The sequence below is a fragment of the Streptomyces sp. NPDC028305 genome (assembly GCF_055569495.1).
In genome coordinates this window covers 747,384-764,682 of sequence record NZ_JBVHTN010000007.1, presented here as the reverse complement: position 1 = coordinate 764,682, position 17,299 = coordinate 747,384, and the positions used below count along the sequence as shown (strand labels likewise).

Here is a 17,299-nt window from a genome sequence, read left to right as displayed (position 1 = left end):
TTCCGCCTCACGCGGCAACCGCAGAGCATCCGCATGTCCGGCACGTCTCCACGGGACGGAGTCACCCCCCATGTCCACAACGGACCGGCGCCCTAGGCGGCGCCTCACTGGACCGCTCGTCAGCGCTCCCCTCGCCCTGGTCACGGGCGCCGCGCTGATGGCAGCGGGCGCCCCGGCAGCGCACGCGAAGGCCGCGGCGGCGATCGTCGTCGCGAAGGACGGCAGCGGCAATTACACGACCGTGCAGGCCGCGGTCGACGCGGTCCCGGCGAACAACCCCTCCGCCGTGACCATCTCCGTGAAGCCCGGCACGTACCGCGAGACCGTGAAGATCCCCGGCAACAAGCCGCACATCCGGCTGGTGGGCACCACCAGCAGCAAGAACGACGTGACCATCGTCTACAACAACGCCTCGGGCACCCCCAAGCCCGGCGGCGGCACATACGGCACCAGTGGCAGCGCGACCTTCGCCGTCGAGGCCGACGACTTCCAGGCCCGCAATCTCCAGTTCGTGAACGACTTCAACGAGGCGAACACCAGCATCACCGACAAGCAGGCGGTGGCGCTGCGCACCGCGGGCGACAAGATAGTCCTGGACAACATCGGGGCCCTGGGCGACCAGGACACCCTGCTGCTGGACTCCGCGAGCAAGGACAAGGTCGGCCGGGTGTACGTCAACAACGCCTGGATCCAGGGCAACGTCGACTTCATCTTCGGCCGCGCCTCCGCCGTCATCACCAAGTCGACGATACGGCTGGTCAAGCGGTACGACGGCAGCTCGGCCGGGTATGTGGCCGCGCCCTCGACCGCGGCCGGCAAGCACGGCTTCCTGATCATCAACAGCAACGTCACCGGCGATGTCAGCGACCGCAGCCACTACCTGGGCCGCCCCTGGCACGCGGGCGGCGACGCGAGCCTCGATCCGCAGACCGTCGTCCGCAACACCTCCCTGAGCGCCGCGGTCCGAACCACCCCGTGGACCGACATGAGCGGTTTCTCCTGGAAGGACGACCGCTTCGCCGAGTACAAGAACACCGGGGCGGGCTCCGGACCGGCGAGCACCGACCGGCCGCAGCTGAGCGACTCCCAGGCCGCGGACTACGAGATCGCGGACTGGCTGGGCGACTGGACGCCCTGACGGGCTCCGGCCCCACAGACCCGGCCGCCGGTCCCGTCGGGGGGCTGGACCGGCGGCCGAACCTGCCCGCAGCACGCGCGGAACGACGGCCGGACCTGCCCGCGACACGCGCGGACCGGCAGCCAGACCTGTCCGCAACACGCGCGGGCAGGCGGCCAACCCGCCCGCGGCACGCGCGGGCCGGCCGCCGGGCGGCGCGGTCAGCCGCGGGCGCGCAGGAGGTGGTCCATCGCCAGCTGGTCCAGGCGCTCGAAGGCCATGCCGCGCTCCGCCGCGGCGTCGACGTCGAACTCCTCGAAGGCGGTGCGGTCGGCGAGCAGACCGGCCACGGTCTCCCCCTCGCCCAGCGTCGGGCGCGCCAGTTCGTCCAGGCGCGAGGCGCGCAGCGCCTCCTGGACCTCCGGGTCGGCCCGGAAGGCCGCGGCGCGCTCCTTGAGGATGAGGTAGTTGCGCATGCACCCGGCGGCGGAGGCCCAGACGCCCGCGATGTCCTCGGTGCGCGGCGGCTTGAAGTCGAAGTGGCGCGGGCCCTGGTAGCCGGCCGACTCCAGGAGGTCGACGAGCCAGAAGGCGGCCCGCAGGTCGCCCGCCCCGAAGCGCAGGTCCTGGTCGTACTTGATGCCGGACTGGCCGTTGAGGTCGATGTGGAAGAGCTTGTCCGCCCACAGCGCCTGGGCGATGCCGTGCGGGAAGTTCAGCCCGGCCATCTGCTCGTGGCCGACCTCGGGGTTGACGCCGAACAGCTCGGGCCGCGCCAGCCGCTCGATGAAGGCGAGGGCGTGGCCGACGGTCGGCAGGAGGATGTCGCCGCGCGGCTCGTTGGGCTTGGGCTCGATGGCGAACCGCAGGTCGTAGCCCTGCTCGGTGACATAGTCCGCGAGCAGGTCGAAGGCCTCCTTCATCCGGTCGAGCGCGGCGCGCACGTCCTTGGCGGCGCCGGACTCCGCGCCCTCGCGCCCGCCCCAGGCCACATAGGTCTTGGCGCCCAGCTCGGCGGCGAGGTCGATGTTGCGGATGGTCTTGCGCAGCGCGTAGCGGCGTACGTCGCGGTCGTTGGCGGTGAACGCGCCGTCCTTGAAGACCGGGTGGGTGAAGAGGTTGGTGGTGGCCATGGGCACGGTCATGCCGGTGGCGTCCAGGGCCTGCCGGAAGCGCTTGATGTGCGACTCGCGCTCGGTCGCGGAGGCGCCGAAGGGGATCAGGTCGTCGTCGTGGAACGTTACGCCGTACGCGCCGAGCTCGGCGAGCCGGGTCACGGACTCGACGGGGTCGAGGGCCGGGCGGGTGGCGTCCCCGAAGGGGTCCCGGCCCTGCCAGCCGACCGTCCACAGACCGAAGGTGAACTTGTCCTCGGGGGTGGGGTTGTAACTCATCGCGGCTCCCTCGCCTATTTCGTCATGGCACTTTACAAATTAGTATGCGCGAGTGCCCCGAGGGAAGCCCCGCTCGGGGACAGGGACGTGAAGGAGGAGAGCACGATGGCAGCAGCAGCCGTGCCCGTGCCGGAGGGACCGCTGGTCGTCGGCGTGGACAGCTCCACGCAGTCCACCAAGGCGCTGGTCGTCGACGCCGCGACCGGCCAGGTCGTCGCGCGCGGCCAGGCGCCGCACACCGTCGGCGGCGGGGCGGGGGGTGACGGCAAGGAGAGCGACCCGGAGCAGTGGTGGCGGGCACTGGCCGAGGCGCTCGGCCAGTGCGGGGCGCACGCCCGGCAGGCGGCCGCCATCTCGGTCGGCGGCCAGCAGCACGGCCTGGTCACCCTGGACGCGGCGGGGCGCCCGGTGCGCCCGGCGCTGCTGTGGAACGACGTGCGCTCGGCCCCGCAGCGCGACCGCCTGGTCGAGGAGCTGGGCGGGCCGAAGGTGTGGGCGGAGCGGATCGGCAGCGTGCCCGCGCCCGCCTTCACCGTCACCAAGTGGGCCTGGCTGAAGGAGACCGAGCCCGAGGCCGCGCGGGCCACCGCCGCCGTGCGGCTCCCCCACGACTACCTCACCGAACGGCTCACCGGCCAGGGCACGACCGACCGCGGCGACGCCTCCGGCACCGGCTGGTGGGCGTCGGCGACCGAGTCGTACGACGGGGAGATCCTGGAGCGCGTCGGCCTCTCCCCCGAGCTGCTGCCGCGCGTGCTGCGGCACGGCGAGGCGGCCGGGACCGTACGGCACCTCCCCGGCCTGCCGCTGCCCGCCGGCGCCCTGGTGGCCACCGGCACGGGCGACAACATGGCGGCGGCCCTGGGCCTCGGGCTGCGGCCCGGGCAGCCGGTGCTGAGCCTGGGCACCTCCGGCACCGTCTACGCCGTCTCGGGGCGTCGGCCCACCGACCCCACCGGGGTGGTCGCGGGGTTCGCGGACGCACGTGACGCCTGGCTGCCGCTGGCCTGCACGCTCAACTGCACGCTGGCCGTGGACCGGATCGCCGCCCTGCTCGGCCGCGACCGCGAGGCGGTGGAGCAGGGCGGCTCGGCCGTTCTGCTGCCGTTCCTCGACGGCGAGCGCACCCCCGACCTGCCGCTGGCCTCCGGGCTGCTGTACGGGCTGCGCCATGACACGACGCCGGGGCAAGTGCTCCAGGCGGCTTACGACGGGGCCGTGTTCGCCCTGCTCACAGCGCTCGACGAGGTCCTGGACGCGGACGCCGCGCCGGACGCTCCGCTGCTGCTCATCGGCGGCGGCGCCAAGGGCGCGGCGTGGCGCGAGACGGTGCGCCGCCTCAGCGGCCGGCCCGTCCAGGTGCCACGGGCCGAGGAACTGGTCGCGCTCGGCGCCGCCGCGCAGGCCGCGGGCCTGCTGCTGGGCGAGGACCCGGCGGCGGTGGCCCGGCGCTGGAAGACGGCGGACGGGCCGTCGTGGGAGGCGGTGGAGCGCGACGAGGCTGCGCTGGAGCGCCTGGGCGGGGTCCTGTCCGATGCCGACGCGCTGCTGCGCAGGGCCACACCGTAGGGTCGGGGCCGGGCCACGGAGGTACCGCGCGGGGTCCAGGACCGCCAGGACCAGCAGGAACGAGGGGAGAACGGTCAGGTGGCAGCGCCACTGCCCAACACTCAGCAGGCGATGCGCAGACGCAACCTCTCCCTCGTCCTGCATGCCGTGGCCGCGCACGGTCCGCTGTCCCGGGCCGCCGTCGCGGCCCGGATCGGGCTGACCCGGGCCGCCGTCTCGACCCTGGTGGACGAGCTGGCCAGGGACGGACTGCTGGTGGAGCTCGGGCCGTCCCGGCCGGGCACGGTCGGCCGCCCCGGCAGCGCGCTCCAGCTCAACGAGCGCGGGCCGGCCGGGCTCGGCGCGGAGATAGGCGTGGACCACCTTGCGGTGTACGCGATGGACCTCGGCAGGCGGGTACGGGCCAGGGCCCAGGTCGAGTCGGCGAACCGGGGCCGGGCGCCGGGCCCCGTGCTCGAGCGGCTCGCCGGGCTCGTACGGCGTGTCGCGGCGGAGGCGGAGGGCGAGGGGCTGCGGCCGGTGGGGCTCGCGGTGGCGGTGCCGGGCCTGGTGGCGCGCGAGTCCTGTGTCGTGGTGCGCGCCCCGAACCTCGGCTGGTCGGGCGTGGACGTGGGCGCCGCGCTGCGGGAGGCCCTGCCGGGCGGCGCCCTGACCGTCGACAACGAGGCCAACCTGGGCGCGCTCGCGGAGCTGTGGCTCGGCGGCCACGACCCCGCGCCGCGTGACTTCGTGCATGTCTCGGCCGAGATCGGCATCGGCGCCGCCGTCGTGATCGACGGGCGGCTGCTGCGCGGGACACACGGTTTCGCGGGCGAGCTGGGGCATGTGCCGGTGCGGCCCGAGGGGCCGGAGTGCGCGTGTGGCGGGCGCGGCTGTCTGGAGCAGTACGCGGGCGAGGAGGCGGTGCTGCGGGCCGGGGGCCTGAGCCCGGAGCAGGCCGCCGCCGAACACCGGGCCCCGGGTGGCCGGATCGCCCTGCTGGCCCGGCACGCGGCGGACGGCGACCCGCGCGTGCGGAGCGCGCTGCGCGGGGCGGGCGCGGCGCTCGGCATCGCCCTGGCGGGCACGGTGAATCTGCTGGACCCGCAGAAGGTGGTGCTCGGCGGGGCGCTCACCCCGCTGTCGCCCTGGCTGCTGCCCGCCCTGGAGCGGGAGCTGGCGCGGCGGCTCACGGATCCGGCCCGGCCGGGCCAGGGCGTGGTGACCGTCTCCCGGCTGGGCTCCGACGGGCCGGTGCTGGGCGCGGCGGGCTCGGTGGTGCAGGCGGTCCTGGACGACCCGGCGGCGTTCAGGGAGCAGCGCGGCGCGTAGGTCTCGCGGGGCACGGCGTGCGGGGCGTCGCCCGACTGGCCCACACGTGCCTCACGGGGAGGCGCGTGTGTTGATCATACGATCTGCCAGTGACTGCCGTGAGCCCGCGACGCGGGTCAGTGAGCGCCGCGCAGGAAGTCCTCCAGGCCCGCCAGGTCGTCGGTGTTGATGTAGTCGACGTCGGCGGCGAGGAGTTCGCGCCACAGCGCCTCGCGCTCCGGCCCCGCCACATCGGGGGTGGCCCAGAAGCGGACGCGCTGGCCGTTCGCATGCGCCGAACCCACGATCTGACGCAGCTTCTCCCGCTCGGCCGGCGGCATCTCGCCGGAGCCCAGCCAGCCGAAGCTCTGCGTCCAGTTGCTGCTGATCAGCGGGATGAAGGAGGCGGGCACGCCGGTGCCCTGGTCCTCGAGACGCCCGTCGTAGAAGGCGTGGCGCACCCGCTCGGCCTCCATGGGGGCCCGCGCGCCGCGGTCGCCGGAGATCACGGCGGTCACCGCGGAGCGGCGCACCCGGCCCCCGACGCCGCCGTGGGCGCTGCTCAGGATCGAGTGGTAGGGGCGCAGGCGCTTGGCGAGTTCCAGGTAAGTGGGCTCGCCCGCGGTCTTGATGTCGATGAGCAGTTGCAGCGTCAGGTCGTGGCCGCGGTAGACGCGTCCGCCGTTCTGCTTGACGCGTCGCGCCAGCGGGTCGAGGTAGAGGGCCTCCAGGGTGCGGGTGGGGTCGAGGTCCGCCGCGTCGTGGGCGACCAGCAACTGCCCGTCCACCAGCCAGATGTCGGCCTCCACGCTCCCGAAGCCGTGCGAGAGCGCGTCGAGCAGCGGGCGCGGGTGCTCGTAGTCGTTGTGCGCGTGGGCTCTGGCCAGCGGCGGCTTGCCCCTGCCGGATCCCGAACTCGCGTATGCGGGGGCGGCTATCCCGCCCGCGACGGCTGCTCCGAGGGTGACGACAAAGGCACGGCGCGTGCGGCGGACCATGGGGGCCTCCCGGCTCTTGCCCCGGCGCGGGGCCGGGGTTGCTCGACGGACGCCAGTGAGTATCGGGGCGGCGTGGGCCGCTTGGGCAGGGGCGTGCGAAGAGTTCCTCCGGTGGTCTCCGGCCATTTCCGCGCCGTTCCCGTCACAAGCGCGGCTCAAGCCGAAGCGGTGCCCGGGACCGGGCGGTTGACGGGAGGTGCGCGATGGCGGTGAGGAGTCGCTCAAGGTCCGGGCGGGTGCGTAGGCGGTCCGGGCGAATGCGTACGGCGGTGGCGGTGGCTCTCGCGTGGGGCGTGCTGGCCGGTGCCGGCCGGGCCGGGGCGGGTCCCGCGCCCACGGCCCGCGCCGCGCCGCGCTACCTGGAGCGCTCCGCACCGGCGCCGGGCGTGGAGTACCGCGAGTTCACGCTGGCCACCTCGCACGGCACGGCGCTGGGCCATCTGCTCACCGTCGACCTGCGGGAGCCGGGGGTATCGCTGGGACTGCTCCACCCCGACGCGGTCGCCTCGCGCTCCCGGGTCTCGGACATGGCCGCCGAGCGCGCCGCGGTCGCCGCCGTGAACGGCGACTTCTTCCACATCACCGAGACCCAGCACCCCGGTGTGGAGGCGACGGGCGCCGCGGTGGGCCCGGAGGTCTCGGCCGGGCAGCTGCTCAAGTCGGCGGTGCCCCAGGGCCAGCGATTCGGCCCGGCGCCGCCGCCGGGCACCTCGACGGAGGACGTGGTCGGCGTCGGCACCGACCGGATCGCCCGCGTGGGCCGGCTGACGCTGCGCGGCACGGTGACGGCGGAGGGGCGGGGCACCCGGCCGCTGCGCGGACTGAACCAGTACGCGGTGGCGGTGGACGGCATCGGGGCGTACACCTCCGGCTGGGGCGGCGCGTCCCGGGTGCGGGCCGCCTGCGGCGTGGACACCTCCCGGTCGGCGCCGTGCAGCGCGGAGACCTATGAGGTGACGGTCCGTGCGGGCCTGGTCGCACGGCGGGCGGTCACGCCCGGCAAGGGGCCCATCCCGGAGGATTCGTTCGTGCTGGTGGGGCGGGAGGCGGGGGCGCGGGCGCTGCGCGAGCTGCGGCTGGGCGAACCGGTGCGCTTCGAGTACGGGCTGCGGGAGACCCACCGCCCGCCGTTCGCCTTCGCGCTCGGCGGTTTCCCGATCGTGCGCGACCGTCACAGGCTCGACGGGCTCGACCCGCTCACTGGGGCGGTGCGCACCGCGGCGGGCATCGGCGAGGGCGGGCGTCTGCTGTATCTGCTGGTGCTGGACGGCGAGATGACCTACCGCGCCGGGCTGACCCTCAGCGAGCTCGCGGATGTGATGCTCGCCCTCGGGGCCGACGATGTGGTCAACCTCGACGGGGGCGGCTCCTCCACGCTCGTGGTGCGGGACGCGGAGAGCGGGCGGGCGACCGTACGCAACCACCCCTCGGGCGGCACCGAGCGGCCGGTCCCCAACGGGATCGGGGTGTTCACCCGCCCCGCCCCCGAGACGACCACCGACCGCCCCTGAGACGACCTGACCGGTGCGATCCGGGTGGTCCGCGCGGGGAGGCGGCCGATACGGTGAGCCGCGTGGTGCGGCTGCTTCTGACCTCGGCTCAGCGTACGAGCACGGCGGGCCTGCTGAGCGAGGCGGCGGCCCGGCGCGGAATGGACGTCCTGGTGCTTTCGGGCCCGCGCGGGCTCGACGAGGCGGCGGGCCGGCCGGTGCACTGGTACGGCGGCCCGCGCACCGCCGACCGGGTGGCCGCCCGGCTCGGCCTCGGGCTGCTCGAGCCGCCGGACGCCTGGCTCGCCCGGCTGCCGCGGGAGTTCACGGGCCGGAAGGTCGAGTTGACCACGCTGGCGGCGGCGCGGGCCGCCCGCGGCCCGGTGTTCGTCAAGCCGCCCAGCGACAAGTCGTTCCCCGCCGCGGTCTACGGACACGGCTCACGGCTGCCCCGTTCCGGGGAGGGCATCGGCCCGCACACCCCCGTGCTGGTCTCCGAGGTGGTGATGTTCGCCGTCGAGTACCGGCTGTTCGTGCTGGAGGGGCGGATCGCCGCCGGGAGCCGGTACGCCGCCCACGGGCGGCTGGACGTCGCCGCGCTGGACCGGGACCCGCACGAGCGGGCGGTGCGCGGGTTCGCCGGGCGGCTGCTCGCCGCCGTGGGGGACTCGCTGCCCAGCGCGGTCACGCTGGACGTCGGGCTGGTGCGGGACCCGGATACGGGGCGCGAGCGGTGGGCGGCGGTCGAGGCGAACATGGCGTGGTTCTCCCACTCGTACGCCGCCGAGGCCGACGCCGTGCTGGACGTCGTGCTGCGCGCCGCCGGGCCGCGGGCCCTGGTCGCCCCCGCCGACCGGGGGTTTCTGCGTCCTGCGGCCGGGGCCCCGCCGGTCAGGGCCGCACGCTGCTGACCACGTCCGCGGTGGCCGCCAGCCCCTCGGAGATGGTGGGCGCGATGCTGCTGCTGGCCAGGTAGAAGCCCAGGGTGACGCAGACCAGCGCATGCGAGACACGCAGCCCTCCGCTCCGCAGGAAGACCACCGCCAGGATCAGCAGCAGTAGGACCACGGAGATCGAAATGGCCATGGCGAGCCTCCTCAGGCGCTTCATGAGGATCGGAATCCGGCCGCCAGTCTGGCCCAGACACCCCCTTGACCCGCGCCATCTCGGGTGCTCCATACGGGTGCCGATCACGGGTGCGAACCCCCGGGCCGCCCCTGCCCGTACGCCCCGGCGCCCCCGTCCGCCCCCGGTCGGCGGGCACCGGCCGGGGGCGGCTCCGCTCAGCCGACGGGGGCGGGGAGGTCCACCAGCCCGGCCAGCGCCGCGCGGTGACGGCCGGGGGTGCCCAGCGCGATCTCGTCGCTCTTGGCCCGCTTGAGGTAGAGGTGCGCCGGGTGTTCCCAGGTCATGCCGGTCCCGCCGTGCAGTTGTACGCACTCCTCGGCCGCGTGCACCGCGACCCGCGCGCAGTACGCCTGGGCGACCGCCACCGCGAGGGGGACCTCGGGGCTGTCCGTGGCGAGCGCGTCGGCGGCGTGCCGGGCGGCGGCCCGGGCGGAGACCAGCTCCAGCCAGAGCCCGGCCATCCGGTGTTTGAGCGCCTGGAACGAGCCAATGGGGCGGCCGAACTGATGGCGCTCCTTGGTGTGGCGGACGGTCTCCGTCAGACACCACTCGGCCAGGCCCAGCTGTTCGGAGGCGAGCAGCCCGGCCCCGGCCATCAGGGCCCGGCCGACCGCGTCCCGGGCGCGGTCGGGCCCGGCGAGGCGGCGCGCCGGGGCGTCGGCGAAGTGGAGCGCGGAGAGCGGCCGGGTGAGGTCGAGCGGGGTCAGCGGCTCCACGGTGACGCCCGGGGCGTCGGCGGCAGCGGCAGCGTCGACGGAATAGAGCCCGTATCCGTCGGGGCCCTCGGCGGGGACGAGCAGTATGTCCGCTCCGGCCGCGCCCGCCACGCCGCCGACCCGGCCGCTGAGGGCGCCGTCGCCGCGGGCGGTGACCGTGGCGCTCGGCGCGCCGCCGCCGGGCGCGGTGGACAGCGGCAGCGCGAGCGCGCCGACCGCGCGCCCCTCGGCGAGCGCGCCGAGCGGCCGGGCCACCCGCTCCTCGTCGGTGTCGCAGCCCAGCAGGGCCGTGGCGGCGAGCACGGCGCTGGTGAGGTAGGGGACGGGGGCGACGGCACGGCCCAGCTCCTCCAGCACGACCGCCGCCTCCCGCGCGGTGGCGCCCTGTCCACCGAGCTTGTCCGGCACCAGCAGCCCGGCCGTCCCCATCTCCACGGCCAGGGAGCGCCACAGCGCGGGGTCGTACGGGCGGGCGCTCTCCGCTCCGGCGAGGACGGCGGAGGGCGGGCAGCGATCGGCGAGCAGCGAGCGCACGGCGGAGCGCAGATCGTCCTCGGCCTCGGAGTAGAGCAGGTCCGGGGTGCTCATCGGGGCAGGTCCTTCCACGGGAGGTCCTTGTCGGTCCGGGGCTCGGACGGCAGGCCCAGGACGCGTTCGGCGATGATGTTGAGCAGCACTTCGGAGGTGCCGCCCTCGATGGAGTTGCCCTTGGCCCGCAGATAGCGGTAGCCCGCCTCGCGCCCGGTGAAGTCGACGAGCTCGGGGCGGCGCAGCGTCCAGTCGTCGTACAGCAGGCCCTCCTCCCCCAGCAGTTCCACTTCCAGGCCGCTGATCTCCTGGTTGAGGCGGGCGAAGGCGAGCTTCATCGCCGAGCCCTCGGGGCCTGGCTGGCCGACCGCGAGCTGCTGGCCGAGCCGCATCCCCGCCAGCCGGGCCGCCTCGGCCTCCACCCACAGCCCGAGCAGCCGCTGGTGCAGGTCGTGGGTGCGCAGCTCGGGCCGCTCGCGCCAGGCGCCGGCGACCTTGCCGATCATGCCGCCCTCGCGGGGGACGCGGCCCCCGCCGATGGCGACGCGCTCGTTCATCAAGGTGGTCTGGGCGACCTTCCAGCCCTCGCCGACCCCGCCGAGACGCCGGCTGTCGGGGATGCGCACACCGGTGAGGAAGACCTCGTTGAACTCCGCCTCGCCGGTGATCTGGCGCAGCGGGCGCACCTCGACGCCCGGGTCGGTCATGTCGCAGGTGAAGTAGCTGATGCCGCGGTGCTTGGGCAGGTCGGGGTCGGTGCGGGCGATGAGGATCGCCCAGCGGGCGAGGTGTGCGCCGGACGTCCAGACCTTCTGCCCGTCGACCACCCAGCTGTCGCCGTCGCGCACGGCCCGGGTGGCGAGGGCCGCGAGGTCGGAGCCGGCCCCCGGTTCGCTGAACAGCTGGCACCACACCTCCTCGCCGGTCCACAGGGGGCGCAGCAGGCGGGTGCGCTGCTCGTCGGTGCCGAAGCCGAGGATGGTGGGCGCGGCCATGCCGAGGCCGATGCCGATGCGGCGGGGGTTGTTGTCGGGCGCGCCCGCGGCGTCGAGGTCGGCGTCCACGACGGCCTGGAGCGCGCGGGGGGCGCCCAGGCCGCCGAGCCCCGCCGGGTAGTGGACCCAGGCGAGTCCGGCGTCGAAGCGGGCCCGCAGGAAGTCCAGGCGGCCGGTGGTGGCCACGGGGTGCTCGGCGAGCAGCCGCCGGACGCGGTCGCGCAGTTCGTCGGCGGTCACCCGCCCCGGTTCGGCGGTCGTGCTCACCGTCCCACCCCCTGGCGCTGCCCCGGGACGACCACGACGCGGCCGGTGGTGGTGCCGTCCGCGACGCGCTGGACGGCGTCGGCGGCCGCGTCGAGCGGGACCCGCTCGCTGACCAGGGGCCTGACCGCGCCCTGGGCGGCGAGCTTGGCCAGCTCCTCGTGGCAGGCGCGGACGGCGGCCGGGTCGTGGGTGTTGTACAGGCCCCAGTGGAGGCCGAGGATCGCGTAGTTCTTGATGAGGGCGTGGTTGAGGGCGGCCTGCGGGACCACGCCGCTGGCGAAGCCGACGACCACGATCCGGCCTTCGAAGGCCACGCACTTGACCGACTTGGCGAACGCGTCACCGCCGACCGGGTCGTAGATCACATCGGCGCCCCGTCCTCCGGTGGCCTCCTTGACGGCCGCCACGAAGTCCTCGCGCCGCCGGTCGACGACCAGGTCGCAGCCGAGCTCCCGGGCCACCTCGGCCTTGTCCGCACCACCGACGACGCCGATCACCCGGGCGCCGTGGGCCTTGCCGAGCTGGACGGCGGCGCTGCCCACGCCGCCCGCGGCGGCGTGCACCAGCAGTGTCTCCCCGGGCTCCAGCCGGGCCCGGCGGTGCAGGCCGAACCAGCCGGTCTGGTAGCCGATGTGCAGCGCGGCGGCCTCGGCGTCGTCCAGCGCGTCGGGGGCGGGCAGGGCGGCCGCGGCGCTGACGACCGTGGTCTCGGCGAAGCCGCCGGCGGGCAGCGCGGCGGTGGCGATGACGCGGTCGCCCGGGCGGCCCGGGGCGCCCTCGCCGACGGCCAGGACCTCGCCGCACACCTCGACGCCGGGGGTGAACGGCAGCGGCGGGCGCACCTGGTACTGCCCGCGGCAGAGCAGGGCGTCGGGGAAGTTGACGTCGGCGGCCCTGACCCGCAGCAGCAGCTCCCCGGGCCCGGCGACCGGCTCCGCCACCTCCTCCAGGCGCATCACCGCGCGCGGCTCGCCCGTCTCGTGCACTCGCCATGCCTGCATACCGGTGGCCTCCCACACGCTGTCGGTCGGCGCGGTCCCCGCGCCGAAACCGCATACTAACCAGTCGGTACGAACGGGGGAACCGTCCTGCGGGGCACGCCAGGACCACTCCGCCGGGCGGCCGATGAACTCCTGTGCGACGCTGGACGGGCCCTGAGGCTGGACGGGCCCTTGAGTCGAACACCACTCACAGGTGAGGGTGGGCGACGGCTCATCGACTCGCACCACGGCGAGCCACTGCCGAGCCGATATGGCTGCCGAGCCCATAAAAAGGCGGACGGGAGACGACGGTGCCCGAGAACCAGGCGATCAGCGAAGCCGAGGCGGAGGCCCGAATACGGGGCATCTGTTTCAAGACCGGACCGCCTCGGCGGTTCGGTGTCGAGCTCGAATGGCTTGTGCACGACGCGCACGACCCCGCGCGCCCGGTGGAGACCGCCCGGCTGGACGCCGCGGTGACCGCACTGCGCGGGCTTCCGCTCCGGTCCGCGCTCACCTTCGAACCGGGCGGCCAGCTGGAGCTCAGCTCCCTCCCGGCCGACTCGCTCACCGACCTGGTGGAGTCCGCCGCCGCCGATCTGGCGCTCGTACGCCCCCTCCTCGCCCGCCTCGGCCTCGGCATCGCCGGCCACGGGCACGACCCCTGGCGCCCGCCGCGGCGGTTTCTCACCACTCCCCGTTACGCCACGATGGAGACCTACTTCGACCGCCGGGGACCGGCCGGGCGCACGATGATGTGCAACACCGCCTCCGTGCAGGTGTGCGTGGACGCCGGCCATGAGGAGCCGGGCCCGCTGGGCGTCGGGCGGCGCTGGCGGCTGGCCCATCTGCTGGGGGCCGTGCTGACCGCCGCCTTCGCCAACTCCCCGCTGCGTATGGGCGCCCCGACCGGCTACCGCTCGACCCGGCAGGCCGTGTGGGCCGCGATGGACCCGGGCCGGACGCTGGCGCCGCCCGCGGGCCCGGACCCGCGCGCCGCCTGGGCCGGGTATGTGCTCGACGCGCCCGTCATGGCCGTCCGGGACGGCGCGGGGGCGTGGTCCGTGCCGTACGGCCTCACCTTCCGCGACTGGATCCGCACGGGCGCGCCCCGGCCGCCCACCCGGGACGACCTCGACTACCACGTATCGACGCTCTTCCCGCCCGTCCGGCCCCGCGGCCACCTGGAGCTGCGCATGATCGACGCGCAGCGCGACGACGGCTGGATCGTCCCCCTGGCCGTCACCGTGGCCCTCTTCGACGACCCCCAGGCGACGGAAACCGTCTACCGTGTGGTGAAGCCCCTCGCCGAGACGGCGGGCCCGCAGCCCGCGCCGGCCAATCCGCTGTGGCGCGCCGCCGCCCGGCACGCTCTCGCCGACCCCGAGCTCCGCGCCGCCGCCGCCGTCTGCTTCGCCACGGCCCTGGAGGCGCTGCCCCGGCTCGGGGCCTCCCCCGCGATCACCTCCGCCGTGGCCGCCTTCACCGACCGCTATGTCGCCCGCGGCCGGTGTCCGGCCGACGATCTGCTCACCCCCGCCACCGGGAAGGAGTACCGGCCATGACGACCGCTTCCGGACCCGACACCGACCCCGAGGCGCTGCGGAGGCGCGCCGAAGCGGCGCTGCGGGGGGCGCGCGAGCGCACCCGCACCCTCACCAGCTGCGTCGACGAGCACGACCTCACCGCCCAGCACTCCCCGCTGATGTCGCCGCTGGTCTGGGATCTGGCGCACATCGGCAACCAGGAGGAGCAGTGGCTGCTGCGGGCGGTCGCCGGGCAGGATGCGCTGCGCCCCGAGATCGACTCGGTGTACGACGCCTTCGAGCACCCGCGCGCCGAGCGCCCCTCGCTGCCGCTGCTGCCGCCCGCCGAGGCCCGCGGATATGTCGCCGATGTACGCGGCCGGGTGCTCGACGTGCTCGAGCGGATCCCGCTGCGGGGCGGGCCACTGCTCGACGCCGCGTTCGCGTTCGGCATGATCGCGCAGCATGAGCAGCAGCACGACGAGACGATGCTCATCACCCACCAGCTGCGGCGCGGGCCCGCCGCGCTGGCCGCTCCGCCCCCGCCGGACGCCGCGGACGGCGCATCGCTGCCGTCGGAGGTGCTGGTCCCCGGCGGTCCGTTCACCATGGGCACGTCCACCGAGCCCTGGGCCCTGGACAACGAGCGCCCGGCGCACCGCCGGGTGGTCCCCGCCTTCTTCATCGACACCGCCCCGGTCACGGCCGGAGCCTTCGCCCGGTTCATCGAGGACGGCGGCTATCAGCGGCGGAGCTGGTGGACCGGGCCGGGCTGGCGTCACGTCCGCGAGCACCGCCTGAGCGCGCCGCTGTTCTGGCGGCGGGAGGGCGGGCAGTGGCTGCGCCGCCGGTTCGGGGTGACGGAGCCGGTGCGGCCCGAGGAGCCCGTGGTACATGTGAGCTGGTACGAGGCCGACGCCTATGCCCGCTGGGCGGGGCGGCGGCTGCCCTCCGAGGCGGAGTGGGAGAAGGCCGCCCGGCACGACCCGGCCGCCGACCGGTCCCGGCGCTACCCGTGGGGCGACGCCGACCCCACCCCGGACCACGCCAACCTGGGCCAGCGCCATCTGCGCCCGGCCGCGGCCGGCAGCTATCCGCGCGGCGCCTCGCCGCTGGGCGTCCGGCAGCTGATCGGCGATGTGTGGGAGTGGACGGCCAGTGACTTCCTGCCCTACCCGGGGTTCCGTGCCTTTCCGTACCGCGAGTACTCGGAGGTCTTCTTCGGCGACACCTACAAGGTCCTGCGCGGCGGCTCCTTCGCGGTGGACGCGGTCGCCTGCCGCGGCACGTTCCGCAACTGGGACCTGCCGGTCCGCCGCCAGATCTTCTCCGGCTTCCGCACCGCCCGCGACGCGGGGCCCGGTGAGGCGTGAACGCTGCCCGGAACGGACCCACCCGGATCGGAAGGGGGTGATGCCGATGTGCCGGCATCTCGCCTACCTCGGACCCAGCAGGCCCGTGGGGGAACTCCTCATCGCGCCCCCGCACGGGCTGTACCGGCAGTCTTACGAGCCACGGCGGCAGCGGCACGGCAGGATGAACGCCGACGGGTTCGGCGTCGGCTGGTACGCGGAGGGCGATCCGGTGGCCGCCCGCTACCGGCGCGCCGGGCCCATCTGGGCCGATCTGTCGTTCGCCGATCTGGCCCGGGTGACGCGCACCGGCGCGCTGCTCGCCGCCGTGCGCAACGCCTCCGAGACGAGCGCCGACGGGGAGGCGGGCGCCGCCCCCTTCGCCTCGGGCGCCTGGCTGTTCAGCCACAACGGCAGGGTCGAGGACTGGCCCCACTCCGTGGCCGAGCTGACCACCACCCTGCCGCCCGCCGATCTGCTGCGGATGGAGGCGCGCTGCGACGCCGCGTTCCTGTGGGCGCTGACGCTGCACCGGCTGCGCCTGGGCCAGGACCTGCCCACGGCGCTGGGCGAGACCACCGGCACGGTGGCCGCCGCCGCGCCCGGGTCACGGCTCAATCTGCTGCTGACCGACGGCGAGACCATCGCCGCCACCGCCTGGGGCGACACCCTCAGCTATCTGGCCGAGCCGGGCCACAGCGTGGTGGTCGCCTCCGAGCCCTACGACGACGACCCGCGCTGGACCGATGTCCCCGACCGCACCCTGCTCTCCGCCACCCGCTCCGATGTCCAGCTCACCGCACTCAAGGAGGCTTCCCTGTGAGCCCCTTCACCCTCACTCGCACCCTGCCCGCCGACGCCACGGCCGCCGCGCTCCGCGCCGATGTGGCCGAGGGCCTGACCCGTACCCCCAAGCAGCTGCCGCCGAAGTGGTTCTACGACGCCCGCGGAAGCGAGCTGTTCGAGCGGATCACCGAGCTGCCCGAGTACTACCCGACCCGCGCGGAGCGGGAGATCCTGGTCGCCCGGGCCGCGGAGATCGCCGCCGCGACCGGCGCCCGTACCCTCGTCGAGCTGGGCTCCGGCTCCTCCGAGAAGACCCGCCATCTGCTCCGCGCCCTGCCCGAGCTGCACGCCTATGTGCCGGTGGACGTGAGCGAGAGCGCGCTGACCCTCGCGGGGCGCGCCCTGCTCGCCGAGCACCCGGAGCTGACGGTGCACGCGCTGGTCGCCGACTTCCTGGAGGGGCTCACCCTGCCGTCGGACACCCCGGGCCCACGCCTGGTGGCGTTCCTCGGCGGCACCATCGGCAATCTGCTGCCCGTCGAGCGGGCCGGTTTCCTCGCCTCGGTCAGCGCCCTGCTCGTGCCCGGCGACTCGCTGCTGCTGGGCACCGACCTGGTCAAGGACGAGGCCACACTGGTCGCCGCGTACGACGACGCGCAGGGCGTCACGGCGGAGTTCAACAAGAATGTGCTGGCCGTCCTCGACCGGGAGTTGGGCGCCGACTTCGACCCGGCGGACTTCGACCATGTGGCGCTGTGGGACGCCGAGCGGGAGTGGATCGAGATGCGGCTGCGGGCCCGCGGCGCGGTCACCGCGAAGATCCCCGCGTTGGACCTCGCGGTCCATCTCGCGCCCGGGGAGGAGATCCGCACCGAGGTCTCCGCGAAGTTCCGGCGGGAGCGGGTGCGGGCGGAACTCGTCGCGGCGGGGCTCGAGCCGCGGCGGTGGTGGACCGACCGCGCGGGGCGGTTCGCGCTGTCGCTGGCGGTCAAGGGGTAGCCCCCGAGCCGGTCCGGGCGCGGGCCGTGACTCGCGGCTCGCGCCCGCCGCGCCGAAGGGGGCGCACAACTCCGCTGTCACCGCGCCCCTTTGGGCCACTACGCTCCGTCCCGCCCACAACACCCAACGAAATAATGTGATCCACATCACATCGTGATGGCGAG

15 protein-coding genes are annotated in these 17,299 nt (G+C 75.0%); 9 read left to right on the top strand and 6 right to left on the bottom strand.

What is annotated here, in order from left to right:
• The first annotated feature begins 70 nt into the window (after positions 1–70).
• The gene (locus tag ACZ4WQ_RS32875; RefSeq protein ID WP_468022642.1) at positions 71–1,138 is read left to right on the top strand and encodes a pectinesterase family protein; all 1,068 of its coding nucleotides are present in this window, start codon (positions 71–73) and stop codon (positions 1,136–1,138) included.
• Between the two features lie 200 nt (positions 1,139–1,338).
• Here ACZ4WQ_RS32875 and xylA read toward each other — a convergent pair whose 3' ends face one another.
• A complete protein-coding gene (gene xylA / locus ACZ4WQ_RS32870; RefSeq protein ID WP_358842445.1) occupies positions 1,339–2,511 on the bottom strand; it encodes a xylose isomerase in 1,173 nt (390 codons plus the stop codon).
• Positions 2,512–2,616: 105 nt separating this feature from the next.
• On the opposite strand from xylA, the gene xylB reads away from it, so the two are divergent.
• Together xylB and ACZ4WQ_RS32860 are read left to right on the top strand one after the other, a co-directional pair.
• Positions 2,617–4,080 carry a xylulokinase gene (xylB, locus tag ACZ4WQ_RS32865; protein ID WP_352131501.1) on the top strand — a complete coding sequence of 488 codons (1,464 nt, stop codon included), beginning with the start codon at positions 2,617–2,619 and terminating at the stop codon, positions 4,078–4,080.
• Between the two features lie 78 nt (positions 4,081–4,158).
• Positions 4,159–5,391 (top strand): ROK family protein, encoded by a 1,233-nt coding sequence (locus ACZ4WQ_RS32860; RefSeq protein WP_398373595.1) that lies wholly within the window; start codon positions 4,159–4,161, stop codon positions 5,389–5,391.
• 116 nt (positions 5,392–5,507) lie between these two features.
• On the opposite strand, the gene ACZ4WQ_RS32855 is transcribed toward ACZ4WQ_RS32860, so the two are convergent.
• Positions 5,508–6,368, bottom strand: a complete 861-nt coding sequence (locus ACZ4WQ_RS32855) for a phosphatidylinositol-specific phospholipase C/glycerophosphodiester phosphodiesterase family protein (protein WP_311728742.1) — start codon at positions 6,366–6,368, stop codon at positions 5,508–5,510.
• A gap of 257 nt (positions 6,369–6,625) precedes the next feature.
• Between ACZ4WQ_RS32855 and ACZ4WQ_RS32850 the strand changes: the two genes are divergently transcribed.
• Complete coding sequence (locus ACZ4WQ_RS32850; protein ID WP_468022641.1) at positions 6,626–7,879, top strand: phosphodiester glycosidase family protein; 1,254 nt, start codon at positions 6,626–6,628, stop codon at positions 7,877–7,879.
• A gap of 71 nt (positions 7,880–7,950) precedes the next feature.
• On the top strand, positions 7,951–8,769 hold the full coding sequence (locus tag ACZ4WQ_RS32845) for an ATP-grasp domain-containing protein (RefSeq protein ID WP_468022678.1): 819 nt from the start codon (positions 7,951–7,953) through the stop codon (positions 8,767–8,769).
• On the opposite strand, the gene ACZ4WQ_RS32840 is transcribed toward ACZ4WQ_RS32845, so the two are convergent.
• From ACZ4WQ_RS32840 to ACZ4WQ_RS32825, 4 genes are all read right to left on the bottom strand, one after another.
• A complete protein-coding gene (locus ACZ4WQ_RS32840) occupies positions 8,750–8,944 on the bottom strand; it encodes a hypothetical protein (RefSeq protein WP_311728743.1) in 195 nt (64 codons plus the stop codon). The genes ACZ4WQ_RS32845 and ACZ4WQ_RS32840 overlap by 20 nt on opposite strands.
• A gap of 197 nt (positions 8,945–9,141) precedes the next feature.
• Positions 9,142–10,290 carry an acyl-CoA dehydrogenase family protein gene (locus ACZ4WQ_RS32835; RefSeq protein ID WP_468022640.1) on the bottom strand — a complete coding sequence of 383 codons (1,149 nt, stop codon included), beginning with the start codon at positions 10,288–10,290 and terminating at the stop codon, positions 9,142–9,144.
• Positions 10,287–11,492, bottom strand: a complete 1,206-nt coding sequence (locus tag ACZ4WQ_RS32830) for an acyl-CoA dehydrogenase family protein (protein ID WP_398373593.1) — start codon at positions 11,490–11,492, stop codon at positions 10,287–10,289. Before ACZ4WQ_RS32830 ends, ACZ4WQ_RS32835 begins: the two co-directional genes overlap by 4 nt.
• Complete coding sequence (locus tag ACZ4WQ_RS32825; RefSeq protein ID WP_398373592.1) at positions 11,489–12,493, bottom strand: NADPH:quinone oxidoreductase family protein; 1,005 nt, start codon at positions 12,491–12,493, stop codon at positions 11,489–11,491. The genes ACZ4WQ_RS32830 and ACZ4WQ_RS32825 overlap by 4 nt, the downstream gene beginning before the upstream one ends.
• A 290-nt stretch (positions 12,494–12,783) precedes the next feature.
• On the opposite strand from ACZ4WQ_RS32825, the gene egtA reads away from it, so the two are divergent.
• Genes egtA through egtD form a run of 4 tightly spaced genes read left to right on the top strand, consistent with a single transcriptional unit; the run spans position 12,784 to position 17,135 of the window.
• Positions 12,784–14,037, top strand: a complete 1,254-nt coding sequence (gene egtA / locus ACZ4WQ_RS32820) for an ergothioneine biosynthesis glutamate--cysteine ligase EgtA (RefSeq protein WP_398373591.1) — start codon at positions 12,784–12,786, stop codon at positions 14,035–14,037.
• The gene (gene egtB, locus ACZ4WQ_RS32815; RefSeq protein WP_398373590.1) at positions 14,034–15,371 is read left to right on the top strand and encodes an ergothioneine biosynthesis protein EgtB; all 1,338 of its coding nucleotides are present in this window, start codon (positions 14,034–14,036) and stop codon (positions 15,369–15,371) included. The genes egtA and egtB overlap by 4 nt, the downstream gene beginning before the upstream one ends.
• Positions 15,372–15,417: 46 nt before the next feature.
• Entirely contained in the window at positions 15,418–16,173 is a 756-nt protein-coding gene (gene egtC, locus ACZ4WQ_RS32810) for an ergothioneine biosynthesis protein EgtC (RefSeq protein WP_311728748.1), read from the top strand.
• Entirely contained in the window at positions 16,170–17,135 is a 966-nt protein-coding gene (gene egtD / locus ACZ4WQ_RS32805; RefSeq protein ID WP_358842455.1) for an L-histidine N(alpha)-methyltransferase, read from the top strand. Before egtC ends, egtD begins: the two co-directional genes overlap by 4 nt.
• The last annotated feature ends 164 nt before the right edge of the window (positions 17,136–17,299 follow it).

Coding starts and splice junctions, on each gene's coding strand:
- ACZ4WQ_RS32875 (WP_468022642.1), top strand. CDS start 71: ATGTCCACAACGGACCGGCGCCCTAGGCGGCGCCTCACTGGACCGCTC.
- egtC (WP_311728748.1), top strand. CDS start 15,418: ATGTGCCGGCATCTCGCCTACCTCGGACCCAGCAGGCCCGTGGGGGAA.
- ACZ4WQ_RS32835 (WP_468022640.1), bottom strand. CDS start 10,290: ATGAGCACCCCGGACCTGCTCTACTCCGAGGCCGAGGACGATCTGCGC.
- ACZ4WQ_RS32850 (WP_468022641.1), top strand. CDS start 6,626: ATGCGTACGGCGGTGGCGGTGGCTCTCGCGTGGGGCGTGCTGGCCGGT.
- xylB (WP_352131501.1), top strand. CDS start 2,617: ATGGCAGCAGCAGCCGTGCCCGTGCCGGAGGGACCGCTGGTCGTCGGC.
- ACZ4WQ_RS32825 (WP_398373592.1), bottom strand. CDS start 12,493: ATGCAGGCATGGCGAGTGCACGAGACGGGCGAGCCGCGCGCGGTGATG.
- ACZ4WQ_RS32840 (WP_311728743.1), bottom strand. CDS start 8,944: ATGGCCATTTCGATCTCCGTGGTCCTACTGCTGCTGATCCTGGCGGTG.
- egtB (WP_398373590.1), top strand. CDS start 14,034: ATGACGACCGCTTCCGGACCCGACACCGACCCCGAGGCGCTGCGGAGG.
- ACZ4WQ_RS32855 (WP_311728742.1), bottom strand. CDS start 6,368: ATGGTCCGCCGCACGCGCCGTGCCTTTGTCGTCACCCTCGGAGCAGCC.
- xylA (WP_358842445.1), bottom strand. CDS start 2,511: ATGAGTTACAACCCCACCCCCGAGGACAAGTTCACCTTCGGTCTGTGG.